The organism is Corynebacterium sp. H128 (genome assembly GCF_037482625.1).
GTDB lineage: Bacteria > Actinomycetota > Actinomycetes > Mycobacteriales > Mycobacteriaceae > Corynebacterium.
Map to the genome: position 1 here is coordinate 24,785 of NZ_JBBHKW010000001.1, position 12,453 is coordinate 37,237.

A 12,453-nucleotide genomic window follows, 5' to 3' on the forward strand; every position below is an offset into this window, starting at 1 on the left:
GGAAGGCAAACGATGAGCATCGTTGAATGCGCCGATGTGTGGCGAAGTGCGCGCAGCGAGCAAGCGAATTCGCTGTGGGCAAAGTCAGGTCGGGAAGATGCCTACCTGCGACTGCCACAGCACCTTATTGATGCCGCATGCGTCGCGGAATGGCTGTGGGAAAATTGGGTGGCTGGATCCCTAAAGAACACGCTAAGCGCACGTTGGAAGCTGAGCCAAGAGCAAGTAGGCCGACTCTACTGCTTCTATGCCGGTACCCATGACGTCGGCAAAGCCACATTGTCGTTTCAACGACTATCCGATTCTAGCTACCTATTGGCTCCAGTGGAGGCCGCTGGGCTTCCTCTTAATTGGGCTCTGGGAGAAGGGGAGAATATCAAATTCCCACACGGCACGGCCTCGGCTCTGATAATGGCTTCCTGGCTCGAGCGATGGGGAATGAGCAGACTACGTAGCATGCGGATAGCTTCAGTAGTGGATGCGCATCACGGTTTCACGTCTAGTTCGGATTTGCTTAGAAGTCACGTTGAAACAATTGCAGAATACCCGCCGGCTTGGTCAGCGATTCACACCGAGTTGTTGGACTCAATGGCTGAACTCATCGGGGTTAATGATGTGTTAGATCAGCTGGACCAATTGCGAGGTCCTTATCCAGAGGCGCTTCAGCTATTAACTGGTCTGGTGATTATGGCGGATTGGATTGCCTCCAATGAAGACGCCTTTCCGTATGATTTCGTGCACCCGCAACGACAACGGCTAGATCAAGCGATGGCTGTTATCGATCTGCCTTCTCCATGGGCGCCAATTGATGTCTCTAGCAGTCTTGAAGAACTATTTCGATACACCTTTGGTTGGCCTGAGGATTTTGAAGTCAGGCCGGTACAAGAAACCGCGGTGGCAGCCGCCCACGCGGCTCCTGGCCCAACCTTGATGATTATCGAGGCCCCCACTGGAGAAGGGAAAACCGAGGCAGGCTTAGCCTGCGCACATGTGCTTGGAGCGAATACCGGTGCACAAGGAGTCTTCTTAGCCGCCCCAACGATGGCAACAGCTAATGGCTTGTTCGAGCGAACCGTCGATTGGGCTCAGCGAACCTCGGTTGGTGGGGAGGTGGCCTCGATGTTCCTGGCGCATTCCAAGAACCAGCTATCCAAGCCCTATCGGGCATTAAGGTATTCCTCAATTGGAGCGGACACGACTAAGTATGGTTCTGTGATTGCTTCGCAATGGCTCAGTGGGCGCAATAGGGGAATTCTTGCTGACTTCGTTGTCGGAACTGTAGATCAAGTCCTGATGATGGCGCTGCAAACCCGGTTCTCCATGCTTCGCCATGTTGGCTTGGCTGGAAAGGTCATCATTATCGATGAAGTGCACGCTTATGATGCCTACATGTCGCAGTATCTCTATTGCACACTTGAGTGGTTGGCGCGCTATGGGGTGAATGTGATCCTGATGTCGGCGACACTTCCGCCTCAGCAGCGCAAGAAATTGGCGGCAGCTTATGCATCAGAGCTTGCGAGTGAAGCCGAAATGAAAGCCTTGGACAGCGCTGCATATCCGCTAGTGAGCGTGGTAAACGCCGAGGGAGTCCAAGCCATCCAGGTTCCGCCGCGTCCGACTGATCTCATAGCGACCGTAGAACGCATCGAAGACGAATTGCCTACCCTGTGCGGAGAGGTATCTGCACTGCTTATCGACGGCGGCATTGCTCTCCTCATTTGCAATACCATCAAGCGAGCGCAAGAAACATTTGATGCGTTGATCGAGGTTTATCCGGGAGAGGTTGAGCTGCACCATGCGGCCTTTATCGCTTCTCAACGCAGCGACAAAGAAGACACGTTGCGTGCGAAGTTAGGGCCGAAGGAGCGCCGTGGCGCGAATCGACCATTGCGCCAAGTCGTAGTGGCTACACAGGTAGCTGAGCAGAGTCTGGATATTGACGCAGACGTGTTAGTGACAGATATTGCTCCAATCGACTTGTTGATTCAGCGCGCCGGCAGATTGCACCGGCACCAGCGCCCCAACACCGATCGGCCAAAACTCGTGCAGCAACCTAAGATTTTTATTCGCGGTGTTGAAAGAGTCGAGCCAACGCCGGTATTTGAGGCCGGTGCAGTTGCGATTTATGGAGAGAAGCTGTTGTTAGCGACGCTGGCTAACTTGCCGTCTGTTTTTCAGCGTCCCGATGATGTGTCACCCCTAGTTCACAAGGTGTATTCCTCGATGCCTGGGATTCCAAAAGAATGGCAACAATCATGGCAGCAAGCGTGCGATTTGGATCAAGCCAAATGCGACAGTGCTGAACGTCGAGCGCGAACTTTTAGGTTTCCCGCTCCTAGTCAGGCTTCTGATTTTAACTCCCTCTTTACAGAACTGCATTCTGTTTCCGAGCGCGGTTCAGATAATGAAGAGCGAGGCTGCGCTCAAGTTCGAGATGCTGAACTCACCGTTGATGTAGTAGCTATACAAAACACCCAATACGGGTATATCCCTCTTGGCGGTGAGTCGGAGGTACTTGAAGGAACGGAACCGACCTGGAAACAAGCACAAGGATTAGCAGGGAACACCGTAAGGTTGCCTGCACGCATGACGCGAAGAGAAAGGGACTTTGAGGAAATTATCGGTGAATTGGAGCAGCAAACACCATTCGAATGGCGGAATTCTGGGATGCTCAAAGGGCAAGTTGCGTTGCGTTTTGATTCCGATGGGGAAGCCTCAATCGGACGTTTCGTGGTGCGGTACACCGACGTGCGTGGACTTGAAGTGCTAGATAATGCCACCTGATTGAAAGAGGTTAACCTAAAGCCATGTTGGACAACCTTTTAGGCATTGCTGATGACGTCGCGCTGGCGCGGGAAGAAGAAAGGCTGACTAAACTGCGCGCGGTTGAGCTCTTCGATGACAACCTGCTGAAGCAGTGGGCGCCTGGTACTTTTGGGACCTTGGCTGCTATTCATCATCAGTTGTTCCAAGATATTTATGCTTTCGCTGGCCAAATGCGCACTGAAGATATCTCCAAAGGCAACTTTCGTTTCGCCTCCGTTATGTATCTGCCTGCCGCACTAGATTCAATCGACGAGATGCCACAGAAGACGTTTGCAGAGATCGTTGCAAAGTACGTTGAAATGAACATCGCGCATCCTTTTCGAGAAGGGAACGGACGCAGCACTCGGATCTGGTTGGATCACATAATGAGTAGTTCCCTTGGGAAAGCCATCGATTGGACGCAAATTTCAAAAGAGGACTATCTGCTTGCAATGGAGCGAAGCCCCGTTAAAGACATTGAAATTAAGTCGCTGTTGCAGGCGGCGTTATCAGAACAAGCACTTGAACGCGCAAGTTTCATGAAGGGCATCGATGCTAGCTACAAGTACGAAGGATATGCTGCTTACACTGCGGAGGGACTATCTGGGAATGGTGGACTATAGAATCGAAATAAAAAGCCCCGCTAGTGCGGGGAAAGATACTCGATCTATGAGTACATGGGCTCATCCCTGATACAGGGAACGTTGCCTAGCATACGAGGCCATTTTCAGCATTCCAAATCCATCGAGTGACGTAAGCGCCTTGTACAGACGTCTAGCTCTGTTACCCCAAAGGCTACCCCCATAAAATAAATGAGGAATATGTATTCATATATCTGGCGAAGAAGTCTATACTTGAAAGGTATTACAAGAACAAACTAAAGGAGTCGGTAGTGTTTTCGCTCATTGATGACCCCTGGATTCTGGCCCTTGATCTTAAAGGTAATCAGATTTCAGTCGGGTTGGGAGATATATTCGCGGGGGAGGTGAGGATCGCGGCGTTACAGGGGGATTCGCCTGCACAGGACTATGCGGTCATGAGGCTACTCTTGGCAGCGTTTTGGAAGGCGCATGCCCCGGAAAGCCTAGTTAAAGCTGGCGAAACATTCGATTTTGCGATGTGGTTTGAAGACTCTCGTAATAGGCTGCGGCGTAACGGTTCGGACCCCTTGGTTCTCGACTACCTGGCAAGATTCCGCGATCGCTTTGAGTTGTTCGACAAGGAATACCCCTTCATGCAGGTTGCAGATTTGCATGTAGCTTCGGGGGAGTTAAAGCACATCACGACCATCGTGCCGGAATCGCAGGATTCCTATTTTTCGATGCGAGCTGGTAGTAAGCGAGATTCCCTTTCTTACGAAGAGGCAGCGCGTTGGCTAATTTATGCCCAGGCTTTTGATTACTCGGGAATTAAGTCTGGAATGGTAGGAGATTCTCGTAACAAGGGTGGTAAGGGCTATCCAATCGGTACTGGTTGGACCGGAATGACGGGTGGCACGCTCGTGAAGGGGGCTGATCTGCTTGAGACCCTACTGCTCAACACAACCCTAGAATCGCTTACTCGCGCTGGAGATCTCCCTGTATGGGAACGGCCTCCGGATGGTCCTGATTCACGTGTCGCCATGGGGGGAAACCCCGAGCCTCAAGGACCTGCAGATCTGGCTACGTGGCAGTCACGGCGTATCCGTCTCGTTGCAGAAGGAAACGAAGTTGTGGGTGTCGTTTTGGGTAACGGTGACAAAATCCCGGATGCTGGCGCCAACGTCATGGATGATCCTATGACGCCCTACAGGTTTTCCACCAACAAATCGAAAAAGGGCCTTGATGTATATTACCCGCGCCCTTATGACGTTGAGCGCACGATGTGGAAAGCTCTGGATGCACTTGTAGTAGCCGAAACCGACGGTGGTTTTAGCGACAAGGAAAAGGCGCCCAAGCGGCCTAAGAACCTCGACAGCCTAGCTCAACTTTCCGCATTGGGAGTGGACGTACCTGCGGTGCTCAACGTCGACTTAGTTTCCATCGAATACGGTCCACAGGCTTCGTCTGTTGCGACGACCTATGCCACTCAGATGAGCATGCCAGTCGTGTTGCTCCTTACTGACGCTAAGCACCTGCGAAGCAAGGTCAGGGAAGCGGCAAAGGCTACAACGAATTGTGCTATTGCCCTCGGTAGATTCGCAGGACAGCTTTTGGATGCAGCAGGAGGCTCTTATGAATTCCAGCCTCCGGCTACAGACCGAGTGCTGGCAGAACTAGAGCCTAGATTCAACGCATGGCTTGACAGTTTGAGCGCGATTTCCAAAGAACAAGCCAAAAACGAGCAGTCGCCGCTCGGCCCGCTACTCGAAGCATGGCAGAAAACGGTACGGGAGGTCATCGGTGAACATGCTCGGATTTTGCTTCGTGGCGCAGGTCCGAAAGCCTTTGCCGGGAGGATCCAACGTAAGGATGCGGAAGACAAGAAGGGGCGTGTGGTATCTGCTGCCAGCTACTACCGCATGCTTCTGCACACTTTAGATCAGGAGCTTCCACTGACTGTGAATAATGAAAAGAAGGTTACGGTATGACCGAGAAGAACGATGCTCTACGAAGCGCCGTGGGGTCGACGTGTCATAGATTGCAAAAGGACTATTTGAGCGATCCACAGTCGTCTGCGCATCACAGTGCACGTGCGACACTAGCGGAACTGCGCCGCGGATCAAGCCTCGACTTTCGAAAAGACCCACTGTGCCTAGGGAAAGTCCTCTTTGCAATGCAAGGCGAGTTTTCTGACCGGCTTTCAGGCAAAGGCGACGCCCCGTCGCCATCAGAGGAAGCCGCATACATAGCACTGACCCTGTTTGGAATCCACATGCAATCTGCCGCGGAAGGGATGCATCAACCAGGAACCAGTTTCGCTGCTGCCTGCGGTAAATTGCACGCTCAAGAAGTCTCAGAGTCAATTAAGCCACGAATCGACGCCATGCTACTTGCCCATGATGAACGCGCAAGGCTGACGCACATTCGATCGCTGGTTACATTGCTGCGATCTAAAAAGATCGGGTTTGATTACGGTCTGCTTGCACGCGATCTGCGGGCGCTCGGCGATTCGAAGACGCGATCTGGGATCCAACTGCGGTGGGGGCGTGAATTCGCCACTGGGCATTTTCGCAGCTCTAAAGACACTGAAGCTCTTGAAAACAACTCAAACAAATAATGAAAGGCAACTGAAGTCATGACTCTCGTCGTAGATATCCACGCATTGCAAACCATTCCGCCAAGCCTCATCAACCGTGATGACATGGGCGCGCCAAAAACTGCTATTTTCGGCGGTGTGCCACGTCAGCGCGTCTCCTCCCAGTCGTGGAAACGTGCAGTCCGAAAGTACTTCGAAACAGAAGTCGACGCCAGCACAGTTGGCCTGCGCTCCCGTGAACTTCCAGAATTGATCGCCGGGAAAGTCAATGAAATCGCGCCCGAAATGACTGCAGAACAGGCACTCGATGGAGTCCGGGCGCTTTTCAAAGCCACTGGTAAGGACGGCATCAAGCTGGTAGAGCCAAAGGCACCTAAGAAGGGTGAAGAAGCACCAGAAGGTATGCAGTATCCAACTACTGGCTACCTGTTGTTCTTAAGCCCGCATCAGATTGAACGAGCAGCACAGGCCATAGTCGAAAAGGACGGGGAGAAGTTCTCCAAGAACGAAGCGAATGACATTTTGGATACAAAGCATTCGGTAGATATGGCTATGTTTGGACGCATGCTTGCCGACGCCCCCGCGTACAACGTCGATGCGTCCGTGCAAGTCGCTCATGCGATCAGTGTCCATGAATCGCAGCCTGAGTTTGACTACTTTACCGCGGTAGATGACGTAATTGAAGATGCTGAAGAAAGTGGTGCCGGAATGATCGGTACCACGCAAATGATGTCCTCAACCTTGTACCGGTTCGCTACGGTCAACGTAGAAGGACTTACTGCTAACCTTGGGGATGCTGGAATTGCACAAGAGGCTACGGGAATGTTCATCAAAGCATTTGCGGAATCGATGCCAACTGGAAAGCAAAATTCGTATGCGAATAACACACTCCCGGAGCTTGTGTACGTTGCCGTACGCGACACTCGATCAATTTCGCTTGTCAACGCATTTGAAGATGTCATTGAGGGCACAGGCGGAAGCCGTCGACAAGCAGCGGTAGCGGCGCTTGCTAAGGAAGCCAATGATGTTGAAAAGGCTTATGGTATGAAGCCAATCGCGGCGTACGTGGTTGCTCTCGGTGACCTTGGAAGCCAATTCGAAGGCATCGCAGAACCAGTAACTATCGCCGAACTGACAGCGAAAGTCACTGAGACGATTGCTAATCAGAAAGCAGAGTAGGGCATATGTCGTATTCCCTTCTTCTGCTGCTCAAAGGACCATTGCAGTCTTGGGGTGACGAGTCTCGCTACAGTACGCGCGCCACTGGCAGTACTCCAAGCAAATCGGGCGTGATCGGACTTCTAGCTGCTGCACAAGGACGGCAGCGCACTGATCCGATCGAGGATCTTGTAGAACTCGACTATGCCGTTCGTGTCGACCAATCCGGTTCTTTGTTGCGCGACTATCAGACTGCGCAGCCTTGGCAAAAGGACCCTGGGGCGAATGCGAAGCTCGTCACCCGGCATTTCTTAAGCGACGCCGCGTTCGTTGCGGCAATCGGTTCCGAAGATAAAGGGCTGCTCGAGGGGTTTCAAAAGCAACTTCGGCAGCCAGCCTATCCGCTATTCCTAGGACGTCGTTCTTGTCCAGCACCAATCAACTTGGATCTGGGGATTATCGATTTGCCTGTCGTGGAAGCCTTGAGAGCGCACGAAACTTGGCATGCAACATCCGTTCACAAGCAGGAACGAGCCACAACCGTCGAACTCCCAATCTACCGAGATGGAAAGCCCGGCGAGAAAGGCGAGCCCCGTCAAGATGTGCCTATTTCATTTGCTCAAGAACATCGACGCTATGGATGGAGAACCGTGGTCTATGCCGGTTCTAAGACAGTCCAAAACGAAAAAGGAACGAACAGTGACCCATTCTTTGAGGCGGTGCTCTCATAAATGACAACGTTCACGAAAGTGCTCATAAACCCAGCTCGTAGGAAAGGGCGCAGCTATCTGACCAACCCTCACACGCTTCACGCTGCAGTGATGAGCTCTTTTCCCCCTGATATGGATCTCAGCACTGAACGGGTGCTGTGGCGGTTAGATAAGCGTGACCACGAGCACATCCTGTATCTAGTTGGGCCAGAGAAACCCACTGCAGCTCACATCGTTGATGAAGCAGGCTGGGATGTGCGCCCTCAACAGACTGCTGATTACGATCGTTTGCTTTCTCAACTAGTCAAAGGCCAACGATGGAGCTTCGAGCTCGTCGCGAACCCCACCTACAGCGAGACCGTCGCGAACAAAGAGCGGGGAAAAGTCAAAGCACATGTCAGTGCGCCGAAGCAACTGGAATGGTTGCACAAAAAGGCGGAATACATGGGCGTTAGCTTCGGGCCTTTGGGGGAAAGTAGCGCTCAGGTTGTGGGAAGAAAGACACTCGATTTCAACCGAACCCGGCCAGATGGAACTCGTGGGAATCGGGTCCACCTCGTAACTGCACGCTTTGCTGGGCAGCTCGAGGTTACGGACGTCGAAAAGCTGCGGCGCACTCTCGTAACAGGCATCGGGCGAGGCAAGGGGTACGGCTGTGGCCTACTAACCCTTGCGCGCGGACAGTAGCTGCAATGTCTGGAACCGCGGGGCGAACTCCTATCGATCGGCTTTTGCTGACCCGCATGGAGGAACGACTCTCGTTTCTCTATGTGGAACGGGCGGTGCTTAATCGAGAAGGAAACGCGTTAACGATTCAAGACTCACGAGGCATCGCACACGTACCGGCAACTCAACTCGCAGTAGTGCTTTTGGGGCCCGGGACAAAGGTAACTTACGCGGCAATGGCATTGCTTGGCGACGCCGGTGCATCAGCCGTCTGGGTGGGTGAAAAGGGCGTGCGATACTATGCCCACGGTCGCCCACCGGCGAAAACGTCTCGTTTTGCCGAAGCTCATGCAAAGCTTTGGAGCAACCAACGCACTCGACTGCGCTGTGCACGACGTATGTACGAAATGCGCTTCCCAGGTGAGGACGTTTCAGGCCTGACAATGTCTCAGCTTCGCGGCAGGGAAGGCGCAAGGATGAAAAAGATATATGCTGCAGAAGCTAAGAGAACTGGGGTGGTTTGGACTAAACGCAACTACGACCCGAAAGACTTCGACTCTGGTGACCCCATAAACCGAGCCCTGACCGAAGGCTCGGCAGCCCTTTACGGCATCGCACATGCTGTGATCGTTGGACTCGGTTTCAATCCAGCGCTGGGGATTGTTCACACGGGTACCGATAGAGCATTTGTTTATGACATCGCAGATCTCTATAAGGCTGATATCTCAATTCCTGCAGCATTCGATGCAGTAGCTGCTGTACCGAGCGGTGATGAATTGAACGTACGCAAACTAATCAGAGACAAAGTTGTTACCACCAGCCTCATGCAGCGAATGGTGCGAGATCTACAAGATCTTATGGAAATCCCAGAAAGAGATGCATACAAAGATGTCGACCTGATGTTGTGGAGTGAACTTGAGATCATCGCTGCAGGAGTCAACTGGTCTAGTGAACGGTTCGACGTGCAGTGATTGTCCTAGTAGTGACTGCAGTTCCCGCCGGACTTCGAGGAGATTTAACCAAGTGGCTAATGGAAATATCGCCGGGAGTATTTGTCGGAAACCCAAGCGCGAGAATCCGAGATTTGCTGTGGGAACGAACTACTGAACTCAGCAAAGACGGAAAAGCAATTCTCATCTACTCCTCCAATAACGAACAGGGCATGGAATTCAAAACTCATAAACATGACTGGAAGCCATCAGACTTCGACGGGTTGACGCTTATGATGCGACCAAGTGATCCGAATCAAAAACGAAGTGAACGACGCACTGGATGGTCTAACGCTAGGAACATTCGGAAGAACCGGAATCACAAATAAATCGCCCGGTGTGGGAGGAAATGATGAGAGAGACTCAGGCTTTCACCACGTCTGAACTTTTTGGATTCGAAGCAAGTCGTATCTAAAATGTGTAACCAGGCTCGAAAAGCCCATATGGGCAAGTGTTTTCCCCGCGCAAGCAGGGATGAGCCCGTACCGAGGAACAAGTTGCTCCTGAAGAGGAGGTTTTCCCCGCGCAAGCAGGGATGAGCCGTCCGCGGTGAATTTCAGCGTCGGGAAGATGAAGTTTTCCCCGCGCAAGCAGGGATGAGCCCAGACGCAATACGACGCAGATCATCGGAACTAAGTTTTCCCCGCGCAAGCAGGGATGAGCCCACAACGAAGACCTTCTCCGGCATGCTGTCCTCGTTTTCCCCGCGCAAGCAGGGATGAGCCCATGACCCACATGGCTGGTCAGACCAGCGCCGAGTTTTCCCCGCGCAAGCAGGGATGAGCCCGGACATTCACGATTTCTGGTCGCCGACTGCCGGTTTTCCCCGCGCAAGCAGGGATGAGCCGTTGCCAAGGCTTACGTCGCGTTCGTCCACAAGGTTTTCCCCGCGCAAGCAGGGATGAGCCGTCGCCTCCATCAAGCCCGCCATCGAAGAAATTGTTTTCCCCGCGCAAGCAGGGATGAGCCGGCCGGGGAGTTCCCCTCCGACAGCAACGAGCCGTTTTCCCCGCGCAAGCAGGGATGAGCCGCGCGGCGGTGACACGCTGGCAGTGCTGCGGGCGTTTTCCCCGCGCAAGCAGGGATGAGCCCTGGACAGTTTTGATGAGTCTGGGCAGCTCGAGGTTTTCCCCGCGCAAGCAGGGATGAGCCGAAGGCTGCGGACGATGCAGCCACAGTATTGATGTTTTCCCCGCGCAAGCAGGGATGAGCCTTTGAATCAGCTGGCACACTCGTTCAATAGCTTGTTTTCCCCGCGCAAGCAGGGATGAGCCGTAATTGACGAGAAGGCGCCGGACAGTCGCGAGGTTTTCCCCGCGCAAGCAGGGATGAGCCCGCCAGCAAGGCGCATCGCATCGCTGCCGAAGAGTTTTCCCCGCGCAAGCAGGGATGAGCCCCAGCCGTCGCATTCACATCAGCCAAAACCCCAGTTTTCCCCGCGCAAGCAGGGATGAGCCGCGGATTGATTCTGTCCAGCCCGGACCGGCGAGGTTTTCCCCGCGCAAGCAGGGATGAGCCGCAAGAGAATGAGATTTCGACGCTGAAAAGCCAGTTTTCCCCGCGCAAGCAGGGATGAGCCCCCCCCAACACACACCCAGCCAACGGATGCTCACGTTTTCCCCGCGCAAGCAGGGATGAGCCGAAGGGCTGTTGCAGGTGTGGGAATTCGCCCATGTTTTCCCCGCGCAAGCAGGGATGAGCCCGCTGATGGAGCCGCAAGCCCGCATCATCTACCGTTTTCCCCGCGCAAGCAGGGATGAGCCCAAACTCGAGGAGCGGCTAGATGCCGAGGAGCGGTTTTCCCCGCGCAAGCAGGGATGAGCCCATCGGTACTGAACCGAATCCTCAAGAACCGGCGTTTTCCCCGCGCAAGCAGGGATGAGCCCACCATGAATGCCGCATGCGAGCGCGTGAAAGAGTTTTCCCCGCGCAAGCAGGGATGAGCCCTCGGTATTTCTGGCATCGACGTTTGAGTAGCGGTTTTCCCCGCGCAAGCAGGGATGAGCCCTCTCCACGCCGCCGGGCGTGTTGCGACGGCGGGTTTTCCCCGCGCAAGCAGGGATGAGCCGTTTCTTCCCTGCGTGAAACGATTTCAACGCTTGTTTTCCCCGCGCAAGCAGGGATGAGCCCACATGTTTGACCAAACTGGCAAAGCGATTAAGGTTTTCCCCGCGCAAGCAGGGATGAGCCCCTGAACACACACAGCCTCAGCAAAAGCATCAAGTTTTCCCCGCGCAAGCAGGGATGAGCCGTATCGTGCCGGTTTGCGTGAGTTGTTTACAAAGTTTTCCCCGCGCAAGCAGGGATGAGCCCTGGCAGGGGTTCCGGCGAGAACTGTTGAGCTTGTTTTCCCCGCGCAAGCAGGGATGAGCCCAGTGATCCAGGTTTTACTACGATCGGCCACTCGTTTTCCCCGCGCAAGCAGGGATGAGCCGTCCGGGCGCTACAGCGAGACCGGTGCTGGCACGTTTTCCCCGCGCAAGCAGGGATGAGCCCCTCATCGATGAAGATGAGACTATTGTGCCTAAGTTTTCCCCGCGCAAGCAGGGATGAGCCCAGATTCCGGTGGTACTGCTGTCGGCCAGCAGTGTTTTCCCCGCGCAAGCAGGGATGAGCCGTCCATGCCAGCAGCAGTGATGCCCTTGAAAATGTTTTCCCCGCGCAAGCAGGGATGAGCCCTTGCCCTGGGCATCGTATACGGTCAGCCCAAGGTTTTCCCCGCGCAAGCAGGGATGAGCCCAAACTCAGATCGCCGGCAGTCGCACCACCACCGTTTTCCCCGCGCAAGCAGGGATGAGCCTCAGCTGTAGCCATCAGCCACGTATTGGAGCTAGTTTTCCCCGCGCAAGCAGGGATGAGCCGCCGGGGATGCTGCTAGTCGCACCGACAAGCTAGTTTTCCCCGCGCAAGCAGGGATGAGCCCTCTATCAGTGCCACCAAGAAAACGG

The 12,453-nt window shown here is 54.0% G+C and carries 9 protein-coding genes and 1 CRISPR repeat array (1 of these 10 running past the window's edge); all 9 genes read left to right on the plus strand.

Annotated elements, in window-relative coordinates; translation table 11 throughout:
- Nucleotides 1-12 precede the first annotated feature (12 nt).
- Nucleotides 13-2,784 (plus strand): CRISPR-associated helicase Cas3', encoded by a 2,772-nt coding sequence (gene cas3, locus WG915_RS00125; protein WP_339563333.1) that lies wholly within the window; start codon nucleotides 13-15, stop codon nucleotides 2,782-2,784.
- A gap of 23 nt (nucleotides 2,785-2,807) precedes the next feature.
- Nucleotides 2,808-3,428, plus strand: coding sequence for a protein adenylyltransferase Fic (fic, locus tag WG915_RS00130; protein WP_339563334.1), 621 nt, complete (start codon nucleotides 2,808-2,810; stop codon nucleotides 3,426-3,428).
- 269 nt (nucleotides 3,429-3,697) lie between these two features.
- Nucleotides 3,698-5,374, plus strand: a complete 1,677-nt coding sequence (gene casA, locus WG915_RS00135) for a type I-E CRISPR-associated protein Cse1/CasA (RefSeq protein WP_339563335.1) — start codon at nucleotides 3,698-3,700, stop codon at nucleotides 5,372-5,374.
- Entirely contained in the window at nucleotides 5,371-6,003 is a 633-nt protein-coding gene (gene casB, locus WG915_RS00140) for a type I-E CRISPR-associated protein Cse2/CasB (RefSeq protein ID WP_339563336.1), read from the plus strand. Before casA ends, casB begins: the two co-directional genes overlap by 4 nt.
- An 18-nt stretch (nucleotides 6,004-6,021) precedes the next feature.
- Nucleotides 6,022-7,161, plus strand: coding sequence for a type I-E CRISPR-associated protein Cas7/Cse4/CasC (gene cas7e, locus WG915_RS00145; protein ID WP_339563337.1), 1,140 nt, complete (start codon nucleotides 6,022-6,024; stop codon nucleotides 7,159-7,161).
- A gap of 5 nt (nucleotides 7,162-7,166) precedes the next feature.
- Nucleotides 7,167-7,871: a type I-E CRISPR-associated protein Cas5/CasD gene (gene cas5e / locus WG915_RS00150; RefSeq protein WP_339563338.1), complete on the plus strand. Its 705-nt coding sequence runs from the start codon at nucleotides 7,167-7,169 to the stop codon at nucleotides 7,869-7,871.
- Entirely contained in the window at nucleotides 7,872-8,537 is a 666-nt protein-coding gene (gene cas6e / locus WG915_RS00155; RefSeq protein ID WP_339563339.1) for a type I-E CRISPR-associated protein Cas6/Cse3/CasE, read from the plus strand.
- A gap of 56 nt (nucleotides 8,538-8,593) precedes the next feature.
- The gene (cas1e, locus tag WG915_RS00160; RefSeq protein WP_445227747.1) at nucleotides 8,594-9,487 is read left to right on the plus strand and encodes a type I-E CRISPR-associated endonuclease Cas1e; all 894 of its coding nucleotides are present in this window, start codon (nucleotides 8,594-8,596) and stop codon (nucleotides 9,485-9,487) included.
- The gene (gene cas2e, locus WG915_RS00165; RefSeq protein ID WP_339563341.1) at nucleotides 9,484-9,834 is read left to right on the plus strand and encodes a type I-E CRISPR-associated endoribonuclease Cas2e; all 351 of its coding nucleotides are present in this window, start codon (nucleotides 9,484-9,486) and stop codon (nucleotides 9,832-9,834) included. The genes cas1e and cas2e overlap by 4 nt, the downstream gene beginning before the upstream one ends.
- Before the next feature lie 124 nt (nucleotides 9,835-9,958).
- A CRISPR array of direct repeats spans nucleotides 9,959-12,453; the repeat unit is 28 nt; unit sequence GTTTTCCCCGCGCAAGCAGGGATGAGCC (it continues 7,836 nt past the right edge of the window).

Coding starts and splice junctions, on each gene's coding strand:
- cas3 (WP_339563333.1), top strand. CDS start 13: ATGAGCATCGTTGAATGCGCCGATGTGTGGCGAAGTGCGCGCAGCGAG.
- casB (WP_339563336.1), top strand. CDS start 5,371: ATGACCGAGAAGAACGATGCTCTACGAAGCGCCGTGGGGTCGACGTGT.
- cas5e (WP_339563338.1), top strand. CDS start 7,167: ATGTCGTATTCCCTTCTTCTGCTGCTCAAAGGACCATTGCAGTCTTGG.
- fic (WP_339563334.1), top strand. CDS start 2,808: ATGTTGGACAACCTTTTAGGCATTGCTGATGACGTCGCGCTGGCGCGG.
- cas6e (WP_339563339.1), top strand. CDS start 7,872: ATGACAACGTTCACGAAAGTGCTCATAAACCCAGCTCGTAGGAAAGGG.
- cas7e (WP_339563337.1), top strand. CDS start 6,022: ATGACTCTCGTCGTAGATATCCACGCATTGCAAACCATTCCGCCAAGC.
- cas1e (WP_445227747.1), top strand. CDS start 8,594: ATGGAGGAACGACTCTCGTTTCTCTATGTGGAACGGGCGGTGCTTAAT.